Annotated in this window: 17 protein-coding genes; 6 read left to right on the top strand and 11 right to left on the bottom strand. The window is 65.0% G+C overall.

Going from position 1 to position 25311, the window contains the following annotated elements:
• Nucleotides 1-86: 86 nt before the first annotated feature.
• Together HX881_RS19075 and HX881_RS19070 are read left to right on the top strand one after the other, a co-directional pair.
• On the top strand, nucleotides 87-833 hold the full coding sequence (locus tag HX881_RS19075) for an SDR family oxidoreductase (protein ID WP_177085982.1): 747 nt from the start codon (nucleotides 87-89) through the stop codon (nucleotides 831-833).
• 122 nt (nucleotides 834-955) lie between these two features.
• The gene (locus HX881_RS19070) at nucleotides 956-1537 is read left to right on the top strand and encodes a GNAT family N-acetyltransferase (protein ID WP_017125011.1); all 582 of its coding nucleotides are present in this window, start codon (nucleotides 956-958) and stop codon (nucleotides 1535-1537) included.
• A gap of 3 nt (nucleotides 1538-1540) precedes the next feature.
• On the opposite strand, the gene mapR is transcribed toward HX881_RS19070, so the two are convergent.
• The 3 genes from mapR to HX881_RS19055 form a co-directional block, all read right to left on the bottom strand.
• A complete protein-coding gene (gene mapR, locus HX881_RS19065) occupies nucleotides 1541-2950 on the bottom strand; it encodes a GntR family transcriptional regulator MpaR (RefSeq protein ID WP_017125012.1) in 1410 nt (469 codons plus the stop codon).
• Nucleotides 2951-3035: 85 nt separating this feature from the next.
• A complete protein-coding gene (gene ccoG / locus HX881_RS19060) occupies nucleotides 3036-4463 on the bottom strand; it encodes a cytochrome c oxidase accessory protein CcoG (protein WP_017125013.1) in 1428 nt (475 codons plus the stop codon).
• Between the two features lie 207 nt (nucleotides 4464-4670).
• Nucleotides 4671-4922 (bottom strand): DUF3203 family protein, encoded by a 252-nt coding sequence (locus HX881_RS19055; protein WP_017125014.1) that lies wholly within the window; start codon nucleotides 4920-4922, stop codon nucleotides 4671-4673.
• Nucleotides 4923-5064: 142 nt separating this feature from the next.
• On the opposite strand from HX881_RS19055, the gene HX881_RS19050 reads away from it, so the two are divergent.
• The gene (locus tag HX881_RS19050; protein WP_177085980.1) at nucleotides 5065-5571 is read left to right on the top strand and encodes an MgtC/SapB family protein; all 507 of its coding nucleotides are present in this window, start codon (nucleotides 5065-5067) and stop codon (nucleotides 5569-5571) included.
• A gap of 7 nt (nucleotides 5572-5578) precedes the next feature.
• Here the strand turns inward: HX881_RS19050 and HX881_RS19045 are convergent, their stop codons facing one another.
• Nucleotides 5579-5746 (bottom strand): hypothetical protein, encoded by a 168-nt coding sequence (locus tag HX881_RS19045; protein WP_017125015.1) that lies wholly within the window; start codon nucleotides 5744-5746, stop codon nucleotides 5579-5581.
• A 242-nt stretch (nucleotides 5747-5988) separates the two neighbouring features.
• Here HX881_RS19045 and HX881_RS19040 point away from each other — a divergent pair, with 242 nt between their 5' ends.
• The 3 genes from HX881_RS19040 to glgB all read left to right on the top strand — a co-directional run bounded on the left by HX881_RS19040 (nucleotide 5989) and on the right by glgB (nucleotide 13690).
• Nucleotides 5989-7986 (top strand): alpha-1,4-glucan--maltose-1-phosphate maltosyltransferase, encoded by a 1998-nt coding sequence (locus tag HX881_RS19040; protein ID WP_177085978.1) that lies wholly within the window; start codon nucleotides 5989-5991, stop codon nucleotides 7984-7986.
• Between the two features lie 134 nt (nucleotides 7987-8120).
• Entirely contained in the window at nucleotides 8121-11459 is a 3339-nt protein-coding gene (gene treS, locus HX881_RS19035) for a maltose alpha-D-glucosyltransferase (RefSeq protein ID WP_177085976.1), read from the top strand.
• On the top strand, nucleotides 11456-13690 hold the full coding sequence (gene glgB, locus HX881_RS19030; RefSeq protein WP_177085974.1) for a 1,4-alpha-glucan branching protein GlgB: 2235 nt from the start codon (nucleotides 11456-11458) through the stop codon (nucleotides 13688-13690). The genes treS and glgB overlap by 4 nt, the downstream gene beginning before the upstream one ends.
• Nucleotides 13691-13800: 110 nt before the next feature.
• Here the strand turns inward: glgB and HX881_RS19025 are convergent, their stop codons facing one another.
• The 7 genes from HX881_RS19025 to treZ all read right to left on the bottom strand — a co-directional run bounded on the left by HX881_RS19025 (nucleotide 13801) and on the right by treZ (nucleotide 25303).
• Nucleotides 13801-14847: an autotransporter outer membrane beta-barrel domain-containing protein gene (locus tag HX881_RS19025; RefSeq protein ID WP_017125019.1), complete on the bottom strand. Its 1047-nt coding sequence runs from the start codon at nucleotides 14845-14847 to the stop codon at nucleotides 13801-13803.
• Nucleotides 14848-15158: 311 nt separating this feature from the next.
• On the bottom strand, nucleotides 15159-15917 hold the full coding sequence (locus HX881_RS19020; protein ID WP_103033132.1) for a PIG-L deacetylase family protein: 759 nt from the start codon (nucleotides 15915-15917) through the stop codon (nucleotides 15159-15161).
• A gap of 140 nt (nucleotides 15918-16057) precedes the next feature.
• Nucleotides 16058-18217 (bottom strand): glycogen debranching protein GlgX, encoded by a 2160-nt coding sequence (glgX, locus tag HX881_RS19015; protein ID WP_017125022.1) that lies wholly within the window; start codon nucleotides 18215-18217, stop codon nucleotides 16058-16060.
• A gap of 143 nt (nucleotides 18218-18360) precedes the next feature.
• Complete coding sequence (locus tag HX881_RS19010; RefSeq protein ID WP_177085972.1) at nucleotides 18361-18648, bottom strand: DUF2934 domain-containing protein; 288 nt, start codon at nucleotides 18646-18648, stop codon at nucleotides 18361-18363.
• Nucleotides 18649-18669: 21 nt separating this feature from the next.
• Nucleotides 18670-21423, bottom strand: coding sequence for a malto-oligosyltrehalose synthase (locus tag HX881_RS19005; protein ID WP_177085970.1), 2754 nt, complete (start codon nucleotides 21421-21423; stop codon nucleotides 18670-18672).
• Nucleotides 21420-23501 (bottom strand): 4-alpha-glucanotransferase, encoded by a 2082-nt coding sequence (gene malQ / locus HX881_RS19000; protein WP_177085968.1) that lies wholly within the window; start codon nucleotides 23499-23501, stop codon nucleotides 21420-21422. Before malQ ends, HX881_RS19005 begins: the two co-directional genes overlap by 4 nt.
• Nucleotides 23498-25303 carry a malto-oligosyltrehalose trehalohydrolase gene (gene treZ, locus HX881_RS18995; protein ID WP_177085966.1) on the bottom strand — a complete coding sequence of 602 codons (1806 nt, stop codon included), beginning with the start codon at nucleotides 25301-25303 and terminating at the stop codon, nucleotides 23498-23500. The genes malQ and treZ overlap by 4 nt, the downstream gene beginning before the upstream one ends.
• Nucleotides 25304-25311 lie beyond the last annotated feature (8 nt).

Genomic DNA, 25311 nt, shown 5'->3' with positions numbered 1-25311 from the left:
CCAGGACGTTTGATGGCTACACAAACCGCGTCCGGCGCGGTTATTCTGGAGGGCACAGGGTTACCAGTTGGCGGGGGAAGGGATCAATGGAAAAAGTCATCGTCATCACCGGCGGCAGCCGTGGTATCGGCGCGGCGACTGCGTTGTTGGCGGCACGGCAGGGTTATCGGATCTGCATCAACTACATGAGCGACACGGACGCCGCCCATGCGGTACTGGAGCAGGTCCGGGCATTGGGCGCACAGGCCATCACGGTGCGGGCGGATGTCAGTATCGAGGACGAGGTGATCCGCCTGTTCAGCCGGGTGGACGCCGAGCTTGGCCCGGTCACCGCGCTGGTGAACAACGCCGGGACCGTCGGGCATAAGTCGCGGGTCGATGAAATGTCCGAGTTCCGCATTCTGCAAACCCTGAAGGTCAACACCCTGGCGCCGATCCTCTGCGCCAAGCATGCGGTGTTGCGCATGTCGCCGCGCCATGGCGGGCAGGGCGGCAATATCGTCAATGTGTCTTCGGCGGCGGCCCGTCTCGGCTCGCCCAACGAATACGTGGACTACGCAGCCTCCAAGGGCGCGCTGGACACCTTCACCCTCGGCTTGTCCAAGGAGCTGGCGGGCGAGGGCATCCGCGTCAACGCGGTGCGCCCCGGCTATATCTACACCGAATTCCACGCCTTGAGCGGCGACGCGGATCGGGTCAGCAAGCTGGAGTCGGCCATTCCCATGGGCCGTGGCGGCCGCGCCGAAGAAGTGGCCGAGGCGATTGTCTGGTTGCTTTCGGACAAGGCTTCCTATGCCACCGGGACCTTTATCGACCTGGCCGGCGGCCGCTGAGTCGGTTTCGGTCGCCAGGGTGTCGTTCCGGTGCACTCGTCGTTCCGCCCGTATCCTCAGTATGTGACGGCTGAAATTCACCGTCTGCGCTGACTTGCTCAGCCGTCACAGAGGATTGTCCGATGACCGTCACCTTCCGTCCGGCACTACGCACGGATGCCCGCGAGATTGCCCGGCTGTTCCAGATATCCTCGGAGGGGGCCGCCGACTATATCTGGAGCCGGATCGCCGAGGAGGGCGAGTCGCTGCTGGATGTCGGCGAGCGCCGCTACCGCCGCGAAGGCGTGGAGTTCTCCTATGAAAACTGCCTGATGGCGGAGGCCGGCGGCCAGGTCATCGGTATGCTGCACAGCTACCCGATGCTGCACGACCCCGATCCGGCGCCGGCCACTGACCCGGTCCTGGCGCCCTATGCCGACCTGGAAATTCCCGACACGCTGTATATCTCCAGCCTGGCCTTGCACGAAGGCTGGCGTAACCAGGGGCTGGGCGCACGTTTTCTCGCGCTCGCCCGTCAGCGCTGCGCGGCACTGGGGCTCAAGGGCCTGAGCCTGATCGATTATGCGATGAACAGCGGCGCCTGCCGGTTCTACACCCGCCACGGTTTCCGGATTGTCGGTGAATGCCAGGTGGTGCCCCATCCGCTGATCCGGGTGACCGGCGCGGCGTACCTGATGCACTGGTCCGCCGAGGTGCCGGCCTGAGCGTCAGAACGAACGGACGATGCGTCCCAGGGTTTCCATGGCTTTCTCCGAGGCGTCGTCCCAGGGGCTGCCGTAGTTCAGGCGAATGCAGTTCCTGAAGCGCCGGGCCGGTGAAAAGATCGGCCCCGGGGCAATGCTGATGCCCTGGGCCAGGGCCATCTGGAACAGCTTCAACGAGTCCATCTGCTCCGGCAGCTCCAGCCACAGGAAGTATCCGCCGGCCGGTTGGCTGACCCGGGTCTGTGCCGGGAAGTAGCGGGCGATGGCCGCGAGCATGGCGCTCTGCTGTTCTTCCAGGGCATAGCGCAGGCGGCGCAGATGCCGGTCGTAGCCGCCGTGTTGCAGGTAGTCGGCGATGGCCGCCTGGGCTGGCATCGAGGCGCAGAGCGAAGTCATCAGCTTCAGCCGTTCGATCTTCTGCGCATAGCGTCCCGCCGCGACCCAGCCGATGCGGTAGCCCGGGGCCAGGCTCTTGGCGAACGAGCCGCAATGCATCACCAGGCCTTCGCTGTCGAACGCCTTGGCCGGCTTCGGGGCCTGCTGCCCGTAATAGAGTTCGGCGTAGACATCGTCCTCGATCAGCGGCACCTGGTGCTCGCGCAGCAGTTCCACCAGTGCCTGTTTCTTCGCCTCGGGCATGGTCGCGCCCATGGGGTTCTGGAAACTGGTCATGCACCACACGGCCTTGATCGGGTGGCGCTCGAGGGTCTGCGCCAGCACGCCGAGGTCGATGCCGTCCCGTGGGTGCACGGGGATTTCCACCGCCTTGAGCTTCAGGCGTTCCAGTACCTGCAGGCAGGCGTAGAACGCCGGGGCTTCGATGGCGACCAGGTCGCCGGGCTCGGTGACGGCTTGCAGGCACAGGTTCAGCGCTTCCAGGGCGCCGTTGGTGATCAGCAGTTCCTCCATGGGCAGCATCAGCCCGCCGACCATGTAGCGCAGGGCGATCTGCCGGCGCAGTTGCGGGTTGCCCGGCGACAGGTCGGTGACCACCATGCGCGGGTCCATCTCGCGGCTGGCGCTGGCCATGGAGCGGGCCAGGCGTTGCAGGGGAAACAGCATCGGGCTGGGGAAGGCCGAGCCGAAGGGCACGGTGGTCGGGTCCTTGATCGAATCGAGCACCGAGAACACCAGTTCGCTGACATCGACCTCGGTTGACTCGTGGACCTGGTGGCTGATCACCGGCTCCGAGAACGGGCTGGGTGCATGGGTGTTGACGAAGTAGCCCGAGCGCGGCCGGGCGCGAATCAGCCCGCGGCGCTCCAGCAGGTAGTAGGCCTGGAACACCGTGGACGGGCTGACGCCGTAGGTCTGGCTGGCATATCGCACCGACGGCACCCGCTGCCCGGGCCCGAGGACTCCGGAGCGGATCAGTTCGGCGATATCGTCGGCGAATTTCTCGTAGCGTTTCATGGTGGCTTGGCTCATTCGATGCAGGCACGCAAGTCTTGTTCGAGGGGCGTTCCCGGGGCTTCTCGCGCCCGGGGATTCTATGTCATCAGCGATTCAGCGGGGCGACAAAGCGGGTCTTCGCCACGCTGTAGATACCGGGCTCATCGTCATCGATCACGCGGAAACCGAGTTCGCGGGAGCTGCTCGCCGGTTTGTCGGTGGTCATCGCCACCGAAACGGGGAAGTCGGCAATCTCGCCGGGCGCCAGGCTCAGCTCGGTCTTGCCCTGCAACTGGAAACCTTCGCCGTCGAGCAGTTCCAGGCGGTACTGCTGGCGTTGCTGGGTCTTGTTGATGACTTTGAGGCTGTAGATGTTCTCGATCTGCCCCTGGCTGTTTTCCCGGAACAGGCCACGGTCCTTGCTGACGTCCAGCGACACCATCGGCCGTTCGACCAGCGCCACCACCAGGGCACCGATCATGATCAGCAGCACCGCGCTGTAGCCGATCAGCCGTGGCCGCAGCAGGTGGGTCTTGCCACCCTGCAACTGATGCTCGGAGGTGTAGCTGACCAGCCCGCGGGCATAGCCCATCTTGTCCATGATCGAGTCGCAGGCGTCGATGCACGCCGCGCAGCCGATGCATTCCATCTGCAGGCCGTCACGGATGTCGATGCCGGTGGGGCAGACCTGCACGCACATCTGGCAGTCGATGCAGTCGCCGAGGCCGACGCTGGCCGGGGCCACTTCACGCTTGCGCGGGCCACGGTTCTCGCCACGGGCGGCGTCGTAGGAGATGGTCAGGGTGTCCTTGTCGAACATCACGCTCTGGAATCGCGCATAGGGGCACATGTGCATGCACACCGCTTCGCGCAGCCAGCCGGCGTTGATATAGGTGGCGCCGGTGAAGAACAGTACCCAGAACAGGCTGACGCCGCCGATCTGCAAGGTCGCCAGTTCATGGACCAGCGGCCGGATCGGCGTGAAGTAGCCGACGAAGGTCAGTGCGGTCAGCAGGCTGATGGCCAGCCACAGGGTGTGCTTGGCGGCCCGCCGGGCCAGTTTGTTCGGCCCCCAGGGCGCCGCCTGCAGCTTGATCCGCTGGTTGCGCTCGCCCTCGGTGACTTTCTCGCACCACATGAACAGCCAGGTCCAGGAACTCTGCGGGCAGGTGTAGCCGCACCAGACCCGTCCGGCGAACACGGTGATTGCGAACAGGCCGAAGGCACAGATGATCAGCAATGCCGAGAGCAGGATAAAGTCCTGGGGCCAGAAGGTCGCGCCGAAGATATGGAACTTGCTGTTCGCCAGGTCCCACAGCACGGCCTGGCGCCCACCCCAGTTCAGCCAGACGGTGCCGAAGAACAGCAGGAAGAGAAAGCCCGCGCCGCTCAGCCGCAGGTTGCGGAACAGGCCGGTGAAGCTGCGGGTATGGATCAGGTTGTCGCTGGACTTGGCCTTTATGTTCCTGCGCTGAAAATCGGACGGCAAAGGTTCGAAGGTTTCAACTATCTGGACCGGGATTCGTTCGCTCATGGTCTGTCGCTCGTCAGCCTCCATCAGGCCAGGGCACTATGCCGAGCGAACTGTTTGCATAACAGACTCAGGTATTTGAATAAAAAGCGGATCAGATGGCCGCGAGCGACTGCCTGCGACAAGTTGCCTCACCGCCTGCGACGCCACGAACGGCGTGCCCGCCGCCGTTTGGCACAAGGGCGCGGCAGGCACGCTGACACGGGTCAATCAAATCACCGAATCACTGGAAGTGGTCTTCACGTGGTGGCGGCCATCGAATGCACCTGCGACGGTCAACGCATCGGCTTCCTGTTCGGTGATCACGATCGACTGGCCGTCGAGTTCCGCGCGGGACATCCTCAGGGCGTCATCGGTGGTGATGGTCACGTCCCGTGCCGAGCCGTGGACCTCGATAGGGTTCCCTTCATGGTCCCCTTCCAGGGTGCAGGTCTGGCTGCTTGGATCGATCTTCACGGGCATGGTGTTCTCCTTTTTCTCTGGCTGACAGACATTAGGTCGCCGGGGCCGGCCATCGTTCGTCGCAGCCGATTAGCGGTCATGGACCGAACTGGCGCACTCGCGGGGGTGTCCATCCCTTATCGACCGCAAAGAGGGCAGGATCATGCAGGCCTGGTGGCACACCGTATGGATGACGCTGCAAGCTGAATTCGCCGATATCGGCGATGCCCAGCAGGTGACCCGGATCACCTTGCGCCTGTTGATTGCCGCCCTGCTCGGCGGGGTGCTGGGTTTCGAGCGGGAACAGAAGGGCAAGGCCGCGGGTGTGCGCACCCATATGCTGGTCGCCCTGGGCGCGGCGCTGTTCGTGCTGGTGCCGCAGATGTCCGGGGCCCAGGCCGATGCAATGAGCCGGGTGGTGCAAGGGGTGATCGCCGGCATCGGCTTCCTCGGTGCCGGAACGATCCTCAAGGGCCATGCCGATGAGGAAGGCCAGCACGTCAAGGGCCTGACCACCGCCGCCGGCCTGTGGATGACCGCCGCCATCGGCGTGGCGGCGGGCCTGGGGCGGGAGTCGACGGCGGTGCTGAGCACACTGCTGGCCCTGGGGGTGTTCAGCCTGATGCCCCGGGTCGTGCGGCTGCTGGAAAAACAGCCGCCCGCGCCCTAGGCGTTGTCTATTCTTGCTGCGCGATCACCGGCGGCATGGTGGTCGGCGGCTCGATCTTCGGCGGCGGGGTGGTGCCGGGCGGTTCTTGCTCCGGCACCGGTTGCGGCTCGGTCGGCGGCAAGGTCGGCTGGTCGATATTGGGATCGGGCGTTTCTGCCGGAATCGGAATATTCATGAAGTGGCCTCTTTTATGCGTGGTCCGGGCCTGCAGGGTCCGGGCACCGTGTGTAGCGGTTGACCCTGTGCATTCGCGGTTGACTGCACTTTTTGGACGAGTGGACGTTCCCGGCAAATCCGTCTGAACTTTTCAGCGGGCCTCCGGCTCCGAACTTGAGCGGCCTTTCAGGATGAAGCCAGTCGCGACGAACCATGATCATGCAGGGTAGAGCGTCCACAGGACGTAAGGAGTGATGCTCGATGACAGCTGATAAATCGTTGGACGAGGAAATCACCGAAGTCCTGCCTTTGTCCCAGGCGCTATTGCTGCCACGCATCGCCATCGAGAACGTGACGCCGTCCGTCGATGGTGGGCAGTTCGCGGTCAAGGCAGTGGCCGGGCAGGAACTCACGGTGAACGCCAAGGTGTTTACCGATGGGCATGACAAGCTGGCGGTGATGCTGGCCTGGAAGGCCGCCGATGCCGCCGACTGGCAGCGCTCGGTGATGACCGACCAGGGCAATAACGCCTGGCAGGGGCGGCTGCGGGTCGGCGGCCAGGGCCATTATGTGTATCGGATCGAGGCCTGGATCGATCAGTTCGGCAGCTTCTGCTACGAACTGGAGAAGAAATTCGTGGCCGGGGTGCCGATCGACCTGGAGTTGCAGGAAGGGCGCGAACATGTGCACCAGGCCATCGAACGCAGCCAGGGCGACCTGGTGCAGCGCCTGACGGCCTTGCATGAGGAACTGTCCCACCTGTCCAACGACGGCCAGGTCGAGTGTTTTCTCAAGCCGGCCACGGCGGTGCTGATGCGTCTGGCGGATCATCATGCCTATCTCAGCCGCAGCTATGATTTTCCCCTGGAAGTCGAGCGCGGCCTGGCGCAGTTCGCCAGCTGGTACGAGTTGTTCCCCCGTTCCGTCACCGACCGTGCGTCGCGCCATGGCACCTTCAATGATGTGCACGCGCGTTTGCCGGCGATCCGCGATATGGGCTTCGACGTGCTGTACTTCCCGCCGATCCACCCCATCGGGCGCCGCCATCGCAAGGGCCCGAACAACGCCCTGACGGCCGGTCCCGACGATCCGGGCAGCCCCTATGCCATCGGCAGCGAGGAGGGTGGGCACGAGGCGATTCACCCGCAACTGGGCAGTCGCGAGGACTTCCGGCGGCTGGTGGCCGCCGCCGCCGACCATGGCCTGGAGATCGCCCTGGATTTCGCCATCCAGTGTTCCCAGGACCACCCCTGGCTGCAGCAGCATCCCGGCTGGTTCAACTGGCGGCCGGACGGCACAATCAAATACGCCGAGAACCCGCCGAAGAAATACCAGGATATCGTCAACGTCGACTTCTATGCGGCCGACGCCATTCCCAGCCTGTGGATCGAGCTGCGCGATATCGTCCTCGGCTGGGTCGGGGAGGGCGTGAAGATCTTCCGCGTCGATAACCCGCACACCAAGCCGCTGCCCTTCTGGCAGTGGCTGATTGCCGATGTGCGCGGTCGTCATCCCGAGGTGATCTTCCTCGCCGAGGCCTTCACCACGCCGGCGATGATGGCGCGCCTGGGCAAGGTCGGTTACTCCCAGAGCTACACCTACTTCACCTGGCGCAATACCAAGGCCGAGCTGGCGAGCTATTTCACCGAGCTGAACCAGTCGCCCTGGCGTGAGTGCTACCGGCCGAATTTCTTCGTCAATACCCCGGATATCAACCCGGCGTTCCTGCATGAGTCGGGCCGCGCCGGCTTTCTCATCCGCGCGGTCCTGGCCACCATGGGCTCTGGCCTGTGGGGCATGTATTCGGGATTCGAGATCTGCGAGTCGGCGCCGGTGCCGGGCAAGGAAGAGTACCTGGACTCGGAGAAGTACGAGATCCGCCCGCGGGACTTCAACACGCCGGGCAATATCATTGCCGAGATCGCCCAGCTCAACCGTATCCGCCGCCAGCACCCGGCGTTGCAGACGCACCTGGGGCTGCAGGTCTACAACGCCTGGAACGACAACATCCTGTACTTCGGCAAACGCACCGCCGACCGCAAGAGTTTCATCCTGGTGGCGGTCAGCCTTGACCCGCACAACGCCCAGGAGGCGCATTTCGAACTGCCGCTGTGGGAGTTCGGCCTGCCTGACGATGCCCCGACCCGGGGTGAAGACCTGATGAATGGCCATACCTGGACCTGGTACGGCAAGACCCAGTGGATGCGCATCGAACCCTGGCACCAGCCGTTCGGGATCTGGCGGATCAGCACGATCTGATGATCAATGATCGTTCCCTCGCTTGGCGTGGGAATGCGGCTCTGGACGCTCCGCGTGCGCTTTGGTGACGCGGAGCGTCACCGGATGCATGCCCGCGCGGAGCGTGGGAACGATCGTCAAAAGAGGAATGAAGCATGGCGAAGAAATCCCGCCCAGCAACCTTTATCAATGACCCCCTCTGGTACAAGGATGCGGTCATCTATCAAGTGCATGTAAAGTCCTTTTTCGACTCGAATAACGATGGTATCGGCGACTTTCCCGGCCTGATTGCCAAGCTCGACTATATCGCCGACCTCGGCGTCAACACGATCTGGCTGCTGCCGTTCTACCCCTCGCCACGCCGCGACGATGGCTACGACATCGCCGAATATCGCGGGGTCCACAGCGACTACGGGACCCTCGCCGATGCCCGGCGGTTCATCGCCGAGGCGCACAAGCGCGGCCTGCGGGTGATCACCGAGCTGGTGATCAACCACACCTCCGACCAGCACCCCTGGTTCCAGCGGGCCCGCAAGGCCAAGCCGGGCTCCAGTGCGCGGGACTTCTATGTGTGGTCCGACACCGATGACAAGTACAACGAGACCCGGATCATCTTTCTCGACACCGAGAAGTCCAACTGGACCTGGGACCCCGTCGCCGGCCAATACTTCTGGCACCGTTTCTACTCCCACCAGCCGGACCTGAACTTCGACAATCCGCAGGTCATGAAGGCGGTGCTGTCGGTGATGCGCTACTGGCTCGACATGGGCATCGACGGCCTGCGCCTGGACGCCATTCCCTACCTGATCGAGCGCGACGGCACCAATAACGAGAACCTGCCCGAGACCCACCAGGTGCTCAAGCAGATCCGTGCCGAAATCGACGCCCATTACCCCGACCGCATGCTGCTGGCCGAAGCCAACCAGTGGCCGGAAGACACCCAGTTGTATTTCGGTGACCAGAAGGGCGACAACGGCGACGAGTGTCACATGGCCTTCCACTTTCCGCTGATGCCGCGCATGTACATGGCCCTGGCCCAGGAAGATCGCTTTCCGGTCACCGACATCCTGCGCCAGACCCCGGAGATTCCCGCCAACTGCCAGTGGGCGATTTTCCTGCGTAACCACGATGAACTGACCCTGGAGATGGTCACCGACCGTGAGCGCGACTATCTGTGGAATTACTATGCCGCCGACCGCCGGGCGCGGATCAATCTCGGTATCCGCCGGCGCCTGGCGCCGCTGATGGAGCGTGACCGCCGAAGGATCGAACTGCTCAACAGCCTGCTGCTGTCGATGCCGGGCACGCCGACCCTGTACTACGGCGATGAAATCGGCATGGGCGACAATATCTACCTGGGCGACCGCGATGGTGTGCGTACGCCGATGCAGTGGTCGATCGACCGCAACGGCGGTTTTTCCCGCGCCGATCCGGCCAGCCTGGTACTGCCACCGATCATGGACCCGCTCTACGGTTATCCGTCGGTGAACGTCGAGACCCAGGCCGGCGATCCCCATTCATTGCTGAACTGGACCCGACGCCTGCTGGCGGTGCGCAAGCAGCAGAAGGCCTTTGGTCGCGGCAGCCTGAAAATGCTATCGCCGGCCAATCGCCGGATCCTCGCCTACACCCGCGAATACACCGGGGCGGATGGCAAGAGCGAAATCATCCTGTGTGTCGCCAACGTCTCGCGTACCGCCCAGGCGGCGGAACTGGACCTGTCGCACTTTGCTGGCAAGGTGCCGGTGGAGATGCTCGGGGGCAACGCCTTTCCGCCTATCGGGCAATTGAATTTCCTGCTGACCCTGGCGCCTTACGGCTTCTATTGGTTCCTCCTGGCTGCCGAGACGCAGATGCCCAGCTGGCATGTGGAAGCCCCCCAGAGCCTGCCGGACTTCACCACCCTGGTCTTGAAAAAGCGCCTCGAAGAATTGCTCGAAGCCCCTTCGCGCACCACCCTGGAGCAGGTGTCGTTGCCCGAGTGGCTGCCCAAGCGGCGCTGGTTCGCCAACAAGGATGCCGCCATCGAACAGGTGCATCTGCTCTATGGCCTGCGTTTCGGCGATGCCCAGCAACCGGTGCTGCTCGGCGAAGTCGAGGTGACGGTCGGCGGCCAGGTCAGCCGCTACCAGATACCCTTCGGCCTGCTGGCCGAAGAGCACATCAATGCCGCGCTGCCCCAGCAACTGGCACTGGCCCGGGTCCGGCGCGGGCGCCAGGTGGGTCTGATCACCGATGCCTTCAGTCTCGAGAGTTTTGTGCGGGCGGTGATCCAGGGCTTGCAGGCCGGCAGCGTGCTCAGCGGCAGCGCCGGCGAGCTGCATTTCCAGGCCAGCGCCGAACTGCTGGCGCAGCCGTTGCCGGCGGATGCCGAGGTGCGTTACCTGTCCGCCGAGCAGTCCAACAGCTCGGTGGTGGTGGGTGAGCGGGTGATGCTCAAGCTGATCCGCAAGGTCAGCGCCGGCATTCACCCCGAACTGGAAATGAGTGCCTACCTGAGTGCCGCCGGCTTCAGGCATATTTCGCCGTTGCTGGGGTCGGTGGTGCGCCGTGATCCGGAGGGCGGGGAAAGCCTGCTGATGATTGCCCAGGGCCTGCTGAACAACCAGGGCGATGCCTGGGTCTGGACCCAGAACAACCTGGAGCGGGCGATCCGCGATGAACTGGCCGACGGCACGGTCGAGCACCCGCAGCCGTTCAATGCCCTCGACGAACTGGCGAACTTCGCCGGCTTGCTGGGCCAGCGCCTGGGCGAGATGCACCAGGTGCTGTCCGCGCCGACCGCCAATGCGGATTTCAGCGCCCAGGTGAGTACGGCCAAGGACAGCCAGGCCTGGGGCAAGCAGATCGGCAGCCAGATGACCCGGGCCCTGCAATTGCTCGAACAGCATCAGGCGCAACTGGCCCCCGCGGACCAGGCCCTGGTCAGGCACCTGACGGCCCGGAAAAAGGCCATCGTCGCCCATGTCCAGGCGCTTGCCGCGCAGGTGCAGGGCGGCTTGCGCATTCGCGTGCACGGCGACCTGCATCTGGGTCAGGTGCTGGTGGTGCAGGGCGATGCCTACCTGATCGACTTCGAGGGCGAACCGGCGCGTTCGTTGCAGGAGCGTCGAGGCAAGCACAGCCCGTACAAGGATGTCAGCGGGGTGCTGCGCTCGTTCGACTATGCCGCGGCGATGGCGCTCGACCGCTCCCACGCCGGCGACTCCTCGCCGGAGGCGCAAGCCGCGCTGCAGCGGGTTGCCGAGCGTTACCTGAAAGATTCACGCGAGGCGTTTATCCGGGCATATCGGCAGGCAACGACTAGTCTTGCTCATGCATGGCAGGACCCGGCGGGCGCGCAAGCGGCCCTGGCCCTGTTCAGTCTGGAGAAGGCTGCCTACGAAATTGTCTATGAGGCGGAGAACCGTCCGACCTGGCTACCCGTGCCCCTGCACGGCTTGAGCGGGTTGTTGAGTGAGGTGAAATCCTTGTCCGGTGGAGAGCAGCAATGAGTTCAAGTAAGGAACAAGGTAAGACAAAGGCCAGCCTGTTACCCGCCAGCCACGATATCGAAGCGCTGGTGCGGGCCGAACACCAGGACCCGTTTGCCATTCTCGGCCCCCACGACGACGGTGCGGGCGGGCAATTCATCCGTGCGTTCCTGCCGGGGGCGCTGAGCGTCGAGGTCCTGGCCCGTGGCAGCGAGGAGGTGCTGGGCCGCCTGGACAGCAACGCGGTGCCGGGCCTGTATGTCGGCCGTTTCGCCGATCGCCAGCCCTACCTGCTGCGGATCCAGTGGGCCGGCGGCGAGCAGATCTGCGAAGACCCCTACAGCTTCGGCCCCTTGCTGGGGGAGATGGACCTGTACCTGTTCGCCGAGGGCAATCATCGCGACCTGAGCGGCTGTTTCGGTGCCCAGGTGATGACGGTCGACGGCATCGACGGTGTGCGCTTCGCGGTCTGGGCGCCGAACGCCCGGCGGGTGTCGGTGGTCGGTGACTTCAATATCTGGGATGGCCGTCGCCATCCGATGCGCCTGCGCCATTCGAGCGGGGTCTGGGAAATCTTTATCCCGCGCCTGCATCCGGGGGAGGCCTACAAGTACGAGATTCTCGCCGCCGACGCGATCCTGCCGCTCAAGGCCGACCCGGTGGCACTGGCGACCCAGTTGCCGCCGGACACGGCCTCGCGGGTGGCCTCGCCGCTGCGCATCGACTGGCAGGACCAGGATTGGATGCAGGCGCGCGGCGAGCGGCAACGGCCGGACGCCCCGCTGTCGATCTATGAACTGCACGCCGGTTCCTGGCAGTGCGAGATCGATGAGGTGGGCGAGGTGTCCCGCCAGTACAGCTGGGGCGAGCTGGCCGAGCGGCTGATTCCCTATGTCCGGCAACTGGGCTTCACCCATATCGAACTGATGCCGATCATGGAGCATCCCTTCGGTGGCTCCTGGGGCTATCAGCCGCTATCGCAGTTCGCGCCCAGTGCCCGGTATGGCACGCCGGACGAATTCGCCGCCTTCGTCAATGCCTGCCACCAGGCCGGTATCGGCGTGATTCTCGACTGGGTACCGGCGCATTTTCCCACCGATACCCATGGCCTGGCGCAATTCGACGGCACGGCGCTGTACGAGTACGGCAACCCGCTGGAAGGCTTTCACCAGGATTGGGACACGCTGATCTACAACCTCGGACGCACCGAGGTGCACGGCTTCATGCTGGCGTCGGCGCTGCACTGGCTCAAGCATTTCCATGTCGACGGGCTGCGGGTGGATGCGGTGGCCTCGATGCTCTACCGCGACTATTCGCGCAAGGCCGGGGAGTGGGTACCCAACCGGCATGGCGGCCGCGAGAACCTCGAGGCCATCGATTTCCTCCGTCATCTCAACGATGTGGTAGCCCTGGAAGCCCCGGGCGCGCTGGTCATCGCCGAGGAGTCCACGGCCTGGCCGGGAGTCAGCCAGGGCACCCAGCAGGGCGGCCTGGGTTTCGCCTACAAGTGGAACATGGGCTGGATGCATGACTCGCTGCACTACATCCAGCAGGACCCGGTGTACCGTGCGCATCACCACAACGAGCTGAGTTTCGGCCTGGTGTACGCCTGGTCCGAGCGTTTCATCCTGCCGATTTCCCATGATGAAGTGGTGCACGGCAAGCATTCGCTGATCGACAAGATGCCCGGCGACCGCTGGCAGAAGTTCGCCAACCTGCGGGCCTACCTGAGTTTCATGTGGGGGCATCCGGGCAAGAAGCTGCTGTTCATGGGCTGTGAGTTCGGCCAGTGGCGCGAGTGGAATCACGACCAGCAACTGGACTGGTACCTGCTGCAATACTCCGAGCACCTCGGTGTGCAGAAGCTGGTGAGCGATCTCAACCAGCTGTATCGCGACGAGCCGGCGCTGTACGACCAGGACGGTGCCCCCCAGGGCTTCCAGTGGTTGATCGGCGATGACGCGACCAACAGCGTCTACGCCTGGCTGCGCTGGAGCCGCGAAGGGCGACCGCTGCTGGTGGTCGCCAACTTCACCCCGGTGCCGCGCGAGGCGTATCGGATCGGCGTGCCTTTTGCCGGGCAGTGGAAGGAGGTGATCAACAGCGACGCGGCGATCTATGCCGGTTCCAATTATGGCAATGGGGGCGGGGCTTTCACCGAGGACCACGCCAGCCATGGACAGGCCACGTCGCTGGTGCTGAACCTGCCGCCGCTGGCGGTGTTGATGCTGCAGCCGCAGGGGCACTCCTGAGGTCGCGATCCTTGTGGGAGCCGGCTTGCCGGCGATGAGGTCGGCGAGGACGCCAGGCGCTTCGCGGCGGCGCGGCGTCCCGACAAGCCCGCTCCCACAGGGGGCGGTGCCTACCAACGCATCCTTACGCCGATATTGCCGATGATCCCATTGAGGCCATTGTCATCGGAGGTGCCGCTGTAGTCCGCGCTGACATACAGGCTGACGGTCGGCGAGACCCTGGCCACCAGGCCCAGTCCCAGTTCCACGGTGGAGGCATTGCGACTGCTGCTGATCTTGTCTACCTGCTCCAGGCTCAAGGTGTTGCCGGTGCCGAAGGTGTGCCAGAAGTTGGTGCGCAGGTAGGGTTCCACCGGCAGGCCACGGACCTCGTAGGCGCCTTTGAGGCGGGCGCCGATCCTGCCGCTCCAGAGCGACTGGTCCGCCGAGGCCTCCGTCAGGCCGGCGACATTGCCGCTGACTTGCTGGTTGACCAGTTGTGCCTGGGGTTCTATGACCCAGTTGTTCCCCAGGCCGATGGGGAAGCCACCTTCCAGGGAAAACGTCTGGCCCTTGGAGGACGTGGCTTGCAGGGTGCCTTGGGGTGAGCGGATATAGGTCGTGCCCTGGTTGTTCATGGCGGTGAGATTGACGTGCCAGCCCTGCTGTCCGGTCAGGCTCCAGAACGCCCCGACATTGTTGCCCGCGGCATTCAGGCCGTCGGCGCGTGGATCGCGGGGCGCCATGACAAATCCGTCAACCTGGTCCAGCGGTCCGCTTTGTCCGGTGAATACCCCGGCCCTGACAGTGTGCCCGCCGCTGCGATTGGCATAGGCGCCGGGGATGATCAGCAGGTCGCCGAAGGCACCGGAAAACAACGGGTCGAGGTTGCCGGCCTCGTTCAGGCCCAGCGCCCGGTCATGGAATCCCGTGTAGGTTTCGGGGTCGCCATTGTTCGCCACGATGGCGGCAAAGCGCGCTCCGGGCAGGCGCTCGCTGTTGTCCAGCGCCCATGGCTGGCCGGCAGGCAGCAGGGAGGGGGTGTTGCTGGCAAGCCAGAGCTGCGGATCGTCCCCGGCCGGGGCCGCCTGCAGTTCCACGGCGGAACACAGCAGGAGGGAAGTCGAAGCCAGATTGACCATTGTCCTCAGGGTGGGGTGGATCATGAACGTTTTCATCGGGTGTTCCTTGCTGTCGCATAGATACCTGCACTGGCGTCTCTCCTACCCCCGAACGAGGGGCGGCCGAAATCATCGGGGCAAACCCTCGGCGACCCGCTCCAGGCGGGCATCCGAGGGCTTGTCCCTTGGGTTTTAAAACCGGGGATAGTCACTTTGTAGCTAAGGAGAGGTGTGGGGTTGCGTCAAGAAAATAGCGAATAAACAGACGGGCTGAATCAGCGGTTTCAACCCATTGATCATAAGGTTATTTAGTCTATTCGCATTGATTCTGAACAGGCCTGAAAAGCGTACTTTTCGGCCCGTTTGACTCAGATGAACACCATCTCGAAGGGCTGCCGCGCCCGTTCGATCAACGCCGGCATCAGGATCGGCTGGATGCCGCGCTCGGGGTCGCCCTGCAACTGGCTGTGATAGGCATGGATCGCGTGCAGCTTGCGCGCCACGCCCCAGGTGTCGACGCGCACCTTGCGTGCCCGGTGCCAGGGGATCAGGCCTTCGTCACGCAGGGGCCGGAACCAGGCCCAGACCGGCAGCTCGACCAGTCGCGCGCCGGTGGCGGTACAGGCCCGGGCGCTGGCACGGCCGACCGCGTCATGATCGGCATCGCCATCTTCCCGCCAGGTGGTGAACACCACGTCATCGGGGCGCAGGTAGCGCCGCAGGCACTGGTAGATGGCATCTTCCTGTTGTTCCAGGGCGCCATGCTGGAAGCCGCCGCGAATCCACTTCAGGCTGTGCAATTCGATGCCCAGGCGGCGCAGGGCCTCGGCGGTTTCCTGTGGACAGACCACGCTCAGGCGCTGCTCCGACCAGATCCGAGAACCCGGATAGGTGGCGCTGCCATCGGTGATGGAAATCAGTTGCAGGGGATGTTCGAGGGTCGAGAGCATCTGCAGCAGGCCGCCGCAGCTGTGGACTTCGTCACCGGGATGGGGGGCGATGACCACCACCCGGCTACCCGGTTCGACCAGGCGATTGAGACTCAGCGTCGGCACCCGGGCCAGTTGCCGCGAAGCGTTCCAGATCAGCGGCGCAGCCTCGTTGCGGGCTGCGGATTGATGTTTCATGTGGCCACGTCCTTGTGTGGTGAGAGTGTGCACGTTGATTCAGACAGCAGGTGCGGGCGCCCCCATCCTGGAGCGCCGACGGCAAGTATCGCTCAAGTTGTCCGAAATGCGACTTTTATTGTTACGGACTCGCCGGCTCCTCAGTCCTCTTCATCGTGTTGCAATTCGAACATCACCAGCGAGCGTCCGGTGAGGGTGTATTCGCTGTTGAACGCGAAGCGCTCCTGGCCCTTGATCACCACGTCGTTGGTATCGACCATGCAGGTCCAGTACATGCCCTGAGGGACTTCGGGCAGGCGGAAATTGACCCCGTCATGGTGGGCATTGACCGCGATCAGCAGGGTGGCGTCGGCACCGGCGCGGCGGATGCCGGAAACCTGCGCCCGCCCGTCGAGCAGCATGCCCAGGCAGCGGCCGTGACCGTCGTGCCATTGCTCGGTGGTCATTTCATTGCCGTCCGGGGCCAGCCAGGTGACGTCCTTGACGCCGATCTCCTCGTTGTAGTCGCCCACCAGGAAGCGCCCCCGGCGCAGGATCGGGTAGGCCAGGCGCAGCTTGACCAGGCGCTTGACGAAGCGCAGCAGGGACCTGCCGTCGTCGTCCAGGTCCCAGTTGACCCAGCCGATCTCGCTGTCCTGGCAATAGGCGTTGTTGTTGCCGTGCTGGGTACGGGCGAATTCGTCCCCTGCGACGATCATCGGCGTGCCCTGGGCCAGCAGCAGGGTCGCGAAGAAGTTGCGCATCTGGCGCAGGCGCAGGGCGTTGATCGCCGGGTCGTCGGTGGGACCTTCGACACCATGGTTCCAGGACAGGTTGTTGTTGCTGCCATCCTGGTTGTTTTCGTCGTTGGCCTCGTTGTGCTTGTCGTTGTACGACACCAGGTCGTGCAGGGTGAAGCCATCGTGGGCGGTGATGAAGTTGACCGAGGTGTAGGGGCGCCGGCCACGCTGGTTGAACAGTTCGCCGGAGGCGGTCATGCGCCCGGCGAAGTCGGCGAGCTGGCCATCGTCGCCTTTCCAGAAGGCCCGCACGGTGTCGCGGAAGCGATCGTTCCATTCGACCCAGCCCGGAGGGAAACCGCCGACCTGGTAGCCGCCGGGCCCGCAGTCCCAAGGTTCGGCGATCAGCTTGACCTGGCGCAGCACCGGGTCCTGGCGGCAGGCGACGAGGAAGCTGTGCCGCTCGTCGAAACCATCGTGATAGCGCCCGAGAATGGTCGCCAGGTCGAAGCGGAAGCCGTCCACGTGCATTTCCGTGGCCCAGTAGCGCAGCGAGTCGGTGACCATCTGCAGGACGCACGGATGGCTCAGGTCCAGGGTGTTGCCGGTGCCCGAGTCGTTGATATAGAAACGCTTGTCGTCCGGCATCAGCCGATAGTAGGAGGCGTTGTCGATACCGCGCATGGACAGCGTCGGACCTTGCTCGTTGCCTTCGGCGGTATGGTTGTAGACCACGTCCAGGAGCACTTCCAGGCCGGCTTCGTGCAGGTGCGCGACCATCTCCTTGAACTCGGCGATCTTGCCGCTGGCGAGGTAGCGCGGATCGGGGGCGAAAAAGGCGATGCTGTTGTAGCCCCAGTAGTTGGTCATGCCCTTGTGCAGCAGGTGCTGGTCATTGACGAAGGCATGGATCGGCAGCAGTTCCACCGAAGAAACGCCCAGCTTGCGGATATGTTCCAGCACGTCATCGACCATCAACCCGGCAAAGGTGCCGCGTACCGCCTCGGGCACGGCGGGATGACGCATGCTGATGCCGCGCACATGGGTTTCGTAGATGATCGTGCGGTCCCAGGGCACGCTGACCCGTTGGTCCTGGCCCCAGGTGTGGGCGGGATCGATGACCTTGCTCTTGGGGACGAAGGGTGCGCTGTCGCGCTCGTCGAAGCTGAGGTCGGCGTCCGGGTGGCCGATGGTATAGCCGAACAGCGCCTCGGACCATTTGAGCTGGCCGACCAGTTGCTTGGCGTAAGGGTCGATCAGCAGTTTGTTGGGGTTGAAACGATGACCGTTGCCCGGGTCGTAGGGACCATGCACCCGATAGCCGTAGATCAACCCCGGGTGGGCGTCGGGCAGGTAGCCGTGATAGATCTCGTCGGTGTATTCGGGGAGTTCGATGCGTTCCAGCTCGACCTCGCCCGTGGCGTCGAACAGGCAGAGTTCGACCTTGGTGGCGTGGGCGGAAAACAGCGCGAAGTTGACCCCCAGGCCATCCCAGGTGGCGCCGAGCGGGAAGGGCAGGCCTTCGCGGATGCGTGAGGCTTCGCCATCGGGTGTCGGCGTGGTTTGCTTGGGCTTGGTCATGTGGTGCTCCTGTGCTTTCAGCGACCTGGAGGGCTGTTCGCGGGCGAGCCCGCTCCCACGGTCGATCGCCCTCATGCTCCGTGGGGGGAATGTCTTGTGGCGCGCTTTGCGTCCGCTGCGTGGTGCGCAGCGTCAGCCGCTGCTCAGCTGGCCGGCTTGCGTGGCGCGCGCGGCTTTTTAGCTGCCGGCTCTGCTGCCTGGGTTGCCGGTTTGGCAGCGGCTTTCACCGCCGGCTTGGCGACGCTCTTGGCCGTCGGGGTGGCGGCCTTCGGCTTGGCCTTGGCGGTGGCCGGCTTGCTCGGTGCCAGGGCCTCGGCTTCGGCCAGCTTGCGGGCCATTTCCCAGTGACGGGCTTCCTGGCCGTCGGGCTGTCCCTCCGATTGCCAGATCTGATAGGCAAACTCACGAATGCGTTTTTCGTCGGTACTCATCGCCATGCTCCTGAAGTGAACTCAAGGTTGGATAAAGAGATTGACCGGGAAGTCTCCAAGCGCGTCACCGACCCTCAGTTCTCCCAGGGTTGTGACTGCGCTGGTTGAAAAAAGTCCCTTTAATTTGCCGGTCGGGGTGGTGAACGGCAGTCTGACCCGTGTATCGCCCCAAACCGGTGCCGCTACCCACGGCGGATCGTCAGTGGCCAACAGGGACAGCGCCAGTCTCGGCACGATCACAATGGCCGTTTGCGTCGCTGTCGCGCGACTGAACGCCAACACCTTCCCGGCGTGTTCGCCGGACACCTCCAGGGGTTGATAGTCGCCACGACTGAACAGGCTGGCGTGGCTGGTCCGCAGCGCCAGGGTACGGGCGATCAGCGCCTGTTTGATGCGGCCGCTGCGCCAGTCCGCGAGCAGTGCCTGCGCTGTCGTCGAAGCCTCCAGCGCCGCTTGTCGAACGGCAAAATCCACCGGCCGCCGGTTGTCCGGGTCCACCAGGCTGAAGTCCCAGAACTCATTGCCCTGGTACAGGTCAGGCAGCCCCGGCACGGTCATTCGCAGCAAACATTGGGCCAGGCTGTTGAGCGCGCCGGCGCCGGCGATGAATTGCACGGCGGCAGCGATGGCGCTGCGTAATGCCAGGCCCTCGGGCTTGAGCAGCAGGGTGTCGAGAAAACCGTGGCAGGCGTTTTCATAGGCCTCGTTCGGTGCGCTCCAGCTGCTTTGCAGCTTGGCCTCGCGCAGGGCCTTGCGTTGCCATTCCCGCAGGCGCCCGGCGTACTCGCGCAGCGCGGGCAGGTCATCGGCCGCAAGGTCCAGCGGCCAACTGCCGAGCAGGGCCTGGTAGAGCATCAGTTCGTCGCCCGCCGAGGGCGCCGCCGGGTCATCGCGCAAGGTTGCCGCCTGCGTGCGCCATTGTTCGATCCAGCCGACATAGGTCGCACTGCATTCGCTCAGGACGGCCAGCCGTGCACGGCTGTCTTCACCGCGCTTGTGGTCATGGGTGGCGGTGGTCAGCAGGTTGTCGGGAAAATCCCGCAGGCGCTGGCGGTTGGCCTCGTGGAAGTCCTCCACGGGCGCGCTGAACTGCTCGGTGGAAAAGCCCACGTCGTTGCGTGAGAGCAGCACCGCCGAACGATAGAACGCGGTGTCCTCCACGGCCTTGGCGGCGGTCGGCGAGGTCAGTTGCTGGAAGCGCACGCAGGCATGCCTGAGCAGCTTGCGCTCGCGGCCGGGCGCGCGCTCACGCCAGCGCTGGCCGCCCAGCCACTGTTGCAGGTAGTCGAGCACCGGCCAGTCGGCTTCGCCGAGGGTGGTGCGGGCGCCAGCGAGGGCCTGCTGGAAAAAACGCTCGTCCTCGGTTGGGCGACCGCAGGCATTGATGTAGGTCCGGTATACCGGGTAATGCACGATCAGTGCCTGCAAGGCGCGGCGAATCGCGCCGAGGGTCAGGTCGCGGCTCATCAGGTCGTCGCGGGCTACCTGCAGCAGGGCCTGGGCGACGCTTTCGAAATCGCCGGCCAGCGAGCCGTTGAGCATCTGTTGGCGCGCCAGTCGCGCTTCCTGGGCGAACTCGGCGGGGCGCTCGCTGAGACGGCTCCAGAGTTCGGCCAGCGGTTCGGCGCCACGGGGATCGTGCTGCAACAGCGACAGCTGGTTCATGAACTCGTAGCCGGTGGTGCCGTCGACCTGCCAGTCGCGGTGCAGGTTTTCGCCCTGGCCGAGGATCTTCTCGACATGGATCGACAGGTGCCTGTCCGGCGCCAGGGCATCGACCCGGCGTCGCAGCCGGCGGCAGTAGCCGCGGGGATCGGCGAGGCCGTCGATATGGTCGATCCGCAGGCCGTCCACCAGGCCGTCGCCGATCAGCTGGAAGATCTTCTGGTGCGTGGCCTCGAACACCGCCGGGCGTTCGACGCGCAGGCCGCCCAGTTCGTTGACATCGAAGAAGCGCCGCCAGTTGATGTCGTCGCCGGCGGTACGCCAGCTGGCAAGGCGGTAATGCTGGCGTTCGAGCAACCGGTGCAGGCGCTGGAATCCCTCCGGTTCACGGGAGTCGTAGCGCTCGAGGCTGGCCAGCAGCGCCGGGTGACTTTCCGTGCGGCTGGCCAGCGCGGCGCGCAGTTGCCGGGCCTGGCCGTAGGCGTCGGGTAGGGTATTGAGGGCCTTGAAGCGCACGGCCAGATCGTCCAGGCCCGGCAGGTCGGCGAGAATCTGCCCGTAGTCCCGGGGGCAGATCGGAAAATGGTGCTGGTAATGCTCGACGTGAAAACCGCCGCTCGCGGCATCGAAACGCAGGGGCAGCGTGCCGTCCTGCAAGGCGACGCCATAGTCGCTGCCGAGAAACGGCATCAGCAACTGGCCTTCGAGCAGCGGGTCCGGCGAATGCCACTGGATGTCGAAGAACTCGCCATAGGGGCTGCGTCGCCCCCATTCCAGCAGGTCCAGCCACCAGGGGTTATCGGCACCGCCCACCGCCATGTGGTTGGAGACGATGTCCAGGATCAGGCCCATGCCGTGTTCGCGCAGGGCGGCGACCAGGCGCCGCAGCGCGGGCTCGCCACCCAGTTCCGGATTGACCCGGGTCGGGTCGACCACATCGTAGCCGTGCATCGAACCGGCCCGGGCGCTGAGCAGCGGCGAGGCATAGAGATGGCTGATACCCAGTCGGGCGAAATAAGGGACCCACGCGGTGGCCGCGTCGAGCGGGAAGCCCTTGTGCAATTGCAGCCGCAGGGTGGCGCGCAGTGGCGCTTGTGCCGGGCCGCTCATCGATCCCGCTCGGCGGCCTGGAGACGGGCGCAGGCCAGCAGTTCGAGGCGCCGTGCCGCATCGATATCGTCCAGCAGCCCACGGCTGTTGCCCGGCAGGCGGCGGCGCCAGTTGGGGTGGCTGTCGATGGTGCCGGGCAGGTTCGGTTGTTCCTCCATCCCGAGGGCATCTTCCAGCGGTAACAGCACCAGCGGCGCACGGGTATGCCCGAGGAACCGGATACTGGCATCCACCACCTGGTCGGTCTCGTGGGACTCGTCGCGAAAATTCTGTGGGTCCGCGCTCAGTGCCCGGTGCAGGCCTTCGCGTTCATGCTGGCGGGTCTGGCGCCAGTGGTCGGCGGTCGGGGTATCGATCAGCCCGAGGCGGATATTCCAGTCGATGTCCCGGGCATGCCACCAGCCGTTGAGGGTGGGCAGGTCATGGGTGCTGGTGGTGGCCAGCGCATTGTCCGGCCAGTCGAGTATGGGCTTGAAGCGATGGTCGTACTCCTGTTCGAACAGCAGCACGCGCATGCCGAGGATCGAGCGGGCACTGAGTTTTTCCCGCAGGCCGTCGGGCACCGTGCCGAGGTCTTCGCCGAGGACGATGGCCTGGTGTCGCGAGGACTCCAGGGTCAGCAGGCGCAGCAGGTCGTCCACCGGGTAGTAGAGGTAGGCGCCGTCGCTCGGTGGCGAACCGAGGGGAATCACCCAGAGTCGCTGCAGACCCATCACATGGTCGATGCGCAGGCCCCCGGCGTGGGCGAAGTTGGCCCGCAGCATTTCGATAAAGGCGCGGAAACCATGGCGCTTCAGGCCTTCAGGGGCGAAGGCGGAGATGCCCCAGCTCTGCCCGGAGCGGTTGAGGATATCGGGCGGCGCGCCGACGGTGAGTTCGGCCAGCAGCTCGTCCTGCCGGCTCCAGGCCTGGCTGCCGCCGCCATCGGCACCGACGGCGAGGTCGGCGATCAGGCCGATGCCCATGCCGCTGCCCCGGGCCGCGTTCTGTGCGCGTTCCAGGCAACGGGCGATCAGCCACTGACTGAATGCATAGAAACCGATTTCCTGCGCCTGTTCCTCGGCGAAGCGGGCGAGTGCCGCGCCGCGTGGATGGCGCCATTCCTCGGGCCAATGGCGCCAGTCGCTGCTTTCGTCGCGAGCGACTCGCCAGGCTTGCAGCGCTTCGAAACAGCAGTGGTTTTCCAGGGCTTCGCCGCCGGCCAGGCGGAAGCTGTTGAAATCCTCGCCGAGGGGATGGTCGCCCAGCCGGAAACCATCGTACAAGGCGCGTAGCAGACGCTGCCTGGCGCGCGCCGCCCGAGGCCAGTCGATCAGCGGCAACTGTTCCAGGGCCTGCAGTTCATCGGCCAGGCCGGCGGTGTCGATGGCCATGCGCAGGGCTCGCTCGCCGAGGATCGCCCCCGGCGCGGCATACAGGCTGTTGAGAAACAGGCGGCTGGAGGGCGAGTACGGGCTGTAGCGTTGCGGGTCGCAACTGAACATCGCATGCAGTGGACTGATGGCCAGGGCATCGGCACCCCGTTCGCCGGCTGCCCGGGCCAGGTCTTCCAAGGCCAGGGTATCGCCGAAGCCACCATCGCCGGGACGTTGCAGGCTGTAGAGCTGGGCGCTCAGGCCCCAGGCCCGGGGTGTCCGGGTATCGGTGGCGTCGGCCATGCTGTGGCAGGCGGCGGGGGCGACGGCCAGGGTGAAATGCTGGCCTTCGATGCTCACGGCCTGGTAGCCGACCGGCACCAGGCCCGGCAGCACCGCGTCCTGGTCCAGTCGCAGATTGAGTACCGCACCGTCTTCCAGCTGAATCTCACAAGGTGTATCGGCGCTGAAGTAGCGGGCCAGGTCCAGCCCCTGGCCGAAGTCCGCTGTCAGCAGCGGCGGCAGGTGCTTGTCCTGTTGCACCCGTTGCAGTTCCAGCAGGCTGCGTTCAATGGCGGCATCGTCATCGGCCGGATGGCCGAGACCGGCCAGGACCTTGCGCAGGACCTCGGGCCGGACCTTCTGCGGCCGGCCATTGGCATCGACCCAGTCAACGGCCAGGCCCGCTCGGCTCGCAAGAATTTCCAGCTGCGCATCGTTCATCGTGACTCTCCATCAAGGGACGACAAGTCTTCATCGTTGCTCAGGCTGACCAGGGCGCAATAGGGCGCCAGGCTGCCTTCGTCCAGCTGTCGGGTGGCGCCCGCGGTGCTTTCGAACAACCAGCGGGCGGTGCTGTCGGCGCTATGCGCGACGGGGGAGGCACTGAGGTTGAGGTCGATGCGCAGCAGGCTGCCATCGCCCAGTTGCCAGCGCGCGCTGAGGGCACCCTCGGCCAGCACCTCGGCACCCAGGGCCTGGGCGCCGGGCAGTCGGGGGACCAGTTCGCGGTGACGAATCTCCAGCAACTGCCGGTAGAGCCGCGCCGTGGCCTCGCGGGTGAAGTGGGCGGCGGCGTCGAAGTCCGGGCGCGAGGCCTCGAAGGTGCTCGGGGCGTTCGGGTCGGGGATATGCGCCCGCCGCTCCGGATCGGCGAAAGCGGCGAATTCGGCAAACTCCGCGCGCCGGCCTTCGCGCACGGCATCGGCCAACTCGCCATGGTGATCGGTGAAGAACAGGAAGGGTTGCTCGGCACCGGTTTCATCGCCCATGAACAGCAGCGGGATCATCGGCGACAACAGCAACAGCACGGTGGCCGCGCGCAAAGCCGGAGCGGGGCAGAGCTGGTTGAGACGCTCGCCGAGTGCCCGGTTGCCGATCTGGTCGTGGTTCTGCAGGAACAGGATAAAGGCGGTGGGCGGCAGGTGCGCGCTCGGCTCGCCGCGGCTGCGGCCGTGGCGGTTGGGATGCCCCTGGTAGACAAAACCCTGGCTCAGGCAGCGTGCCAGCTTGGTGGTGGTTTCCCGGGCGTAGTCGGCGTAGTAGGACTCGGTTTCGCCGCTCAGCAGCACATGCAGGGCGTTGTGGCCGTCGTCGTTCCATTGGCCGTCGTAGGCCTCTTCCAGCAGGCTGGCCTGGTTGAATTCGTTTTCCACGGTCAGCCAGACATGCCGCCCCGGGTCGACCTGCTGGCGTACCGTCTGGGACAGTTCGCGCAGGAAGGTGCTGTCGTTGATCGCATGCACCGCATCCAGGCGCAGGCCGTCGAAACGGTACTCCAGCAGCCACATCAGGGCGTTGTCGATGAAGAAGTCGCGCACTTCCCGGCGGCGGAAATCGATGGCCGCGCCCCAGGGCGTCTGGCAGTCGTCACGGAAGAAGTCCTTGGCATAGCGGCCGAGAAAGTTGCCGTCCGGGCCGAAGTGGTTGTAGACCACGTCGAGGATCACCATCAGGCCATGGCCATGGGCGCTGTCGATCAGGTGCTTGAGGTCTTCGGGCGAGCCATAGGATGACTGCGGCGCATAGGGCAGTACGCCGTCATAGCCCCAGTTGCGCTCGCCGGGGAATTCAGCCAGGGGCATCAGCTCGATGGCAGTGATCCCCAGCGCGGCCAGGCGCGGCAGATGCTGCTCAACCGCGCGGTAGCCGCCGAGGGCGCCGACATGCAGCTCGTAGATCACCGCGGTATGCCAGGGCCGCCCTTGCCAGTCCTTGTGTTGCCAGTGATAGGCCAGGGGATCGACCACTACGCTCGGCGCGTGCACGCCGCCGGCCTGGGCCCGGGAAGCCGGATCGCAGACCTGCAGTTCGCCGTCGATGTTGTAGCGGTAGCGGGTACCGGCCCCGCAGCGGGTTTCCAGGGTGAACCAGCCATCGTTCTGCGGCAGCATGGCCAGTGAGCGGCCATCTTCCAGATCGACGCTGACGTAATAGCTGTCCGGCGCCCACAGCGCGAAGCGGGTATGCTCCGCGTCCAGCATGACAGCACCATGAGGCCAGGTTTCCAGAGTCCGTAACGGCATCTATGAAG

The sequence above is a fragment of the Pseudomonas gingeri genome, assembly GCF_013386115.1.
In the GTDB taxonomy this organism is placed as follows: Bacteria; Pseudomonadota; Gammaproteobacteria; order Pseudomonadales; family Pseudomonadaceae; genus Aquipseudomonas; species Aquipseudomonas gingeri.
Note: the sequence above shows the minus strand (reverse complement) of the source record. Positions and strands in the feature narration are given on the sequence as shown.

What these genes read in the sequence shown, in the direction of transcription:
- HX881_RS19075 (WP_177085982.1), top strand. Translation starts at nt 87, where the DNA reads ATGGAAAAAGTCATCGTCATCACCGGCGGCAGCCGTGGTATCGGCGCG.
- HX881_RS19055 (WP_017125014.1), bottom strand. Translation starts at nt 4,922, where the DNA reads ATGCCCGTGAAGATCGATCCAAGCAGCCAGACCTGCACCCTGGAAGGG.
- HX881_RS19040 (WP_177085978.1), top strand. Translation starts at nt 5,989, where the DNA reads ATGACAGCTGATAAATCGTTGGACGAGGAAATCACCGAAGTCCTGCCT.
- glgX (WP_017125022.1), bottom strand. Translation starts at nt 18,217, where the DNA reads ATGACCAAGCCCAAGCAAACCACGCCGACACCCGATGGCGAAGCCTCA.
- HX881_RS19020 (WP_103033132.1), bottom strand. Translation starts at nt 15,917, where the DNA reads ATGAAACATCAATCCGCAGCCCGCAACGAGGCTGCGCCGCTGATCTGG.
- treS (WP_177085976.1), top strand. Translation starts at nt 8,121, where the DNA reads ATGGCGAAGAAATCCCGCCCAGCAACCTTTATCAATGACCCCCTCTGG.
- ccoG (WP_017125013.1), bottom strand. Translation starts at nt 4,463, where the DNA reads ATGAGCGAACGAATCCCGGTCCAGATAGTTGAAACCTTCGAACCTTTG.
- treZ (WP_177085966.1), bottom strand. Translation starts at nt 25,303, where the DNA reads ATGCCGTTACGGACTCTGGAAACCTGGCCTCATGGTGCTGTCATGCTG.
- HX881_RS19005 (WP_177085970.1), bottom strand. Translation starts at nt 21,423, where the DNA reads ATGAGCGGCCCGGCACAAGCGCCACTGCGCGCCACCCTGCGGCTGCAA.
- mapR (WP_017125012.1), bottom strand. Translation starts at nt 2,950, where the DNA reads ATGAAACGCTACGAGAAATTCGCCGACGATATCGCCGAACTGATCCGC.
- glgB (WP_177085974.1), top strand. Translation starts at nt 11,456, where the DNA reads ATGAGTTCAAGTAAGGAACAAGGTAAGACAAAGGCCAGCCTGTTACCC.
- HX881_RS19010 (WP_177085972.1), bottom strand. Translation starts at nt 18,648, where the DNA reads ATGAGTACCGACGAAAAACGCATTCGTGAGTTTGCCTATCAGATCTGG.
- HX881_RS19050 (WP_177085980.1), top strand. Translation starts at nt 5,065, where the DNA reads ATGCAGGCCTGGTGGCACACCGTATGGATGACGCTGCAAGCTGAATTC.
- HX881_RS19070 (WP_017125011.1), top strand. Translation starts at nt 956, where the DNA reads ATGACCGTCACCTTCCGTCCGGCACTACGCACGGATGCCCGCGAGATT.
- malQ (WP_177085968.1), bottom strand. Translation starts at nt 23,501, where the DNA reads ATGAACGATGCGCAGCTGGAAATTCTTGCGAGCCGAGCGGGCCTGGCC.
- HX881_RS19045 (WP_017125015.1), bottom strand. Translation starts at nt 5,746, where the DNA reads ATGAATATTCCGATTCCGGCAGAAACGCCCGATCCCAATATCGACCAG.
- HX881_RS19025 (WP_017125019.1), bottom strand. Translation starts at nt 14,847, where the DNA reads ATGAAAACGTTCATGATCCACCCCACCCTGAGGACAATGGTCAATCTG.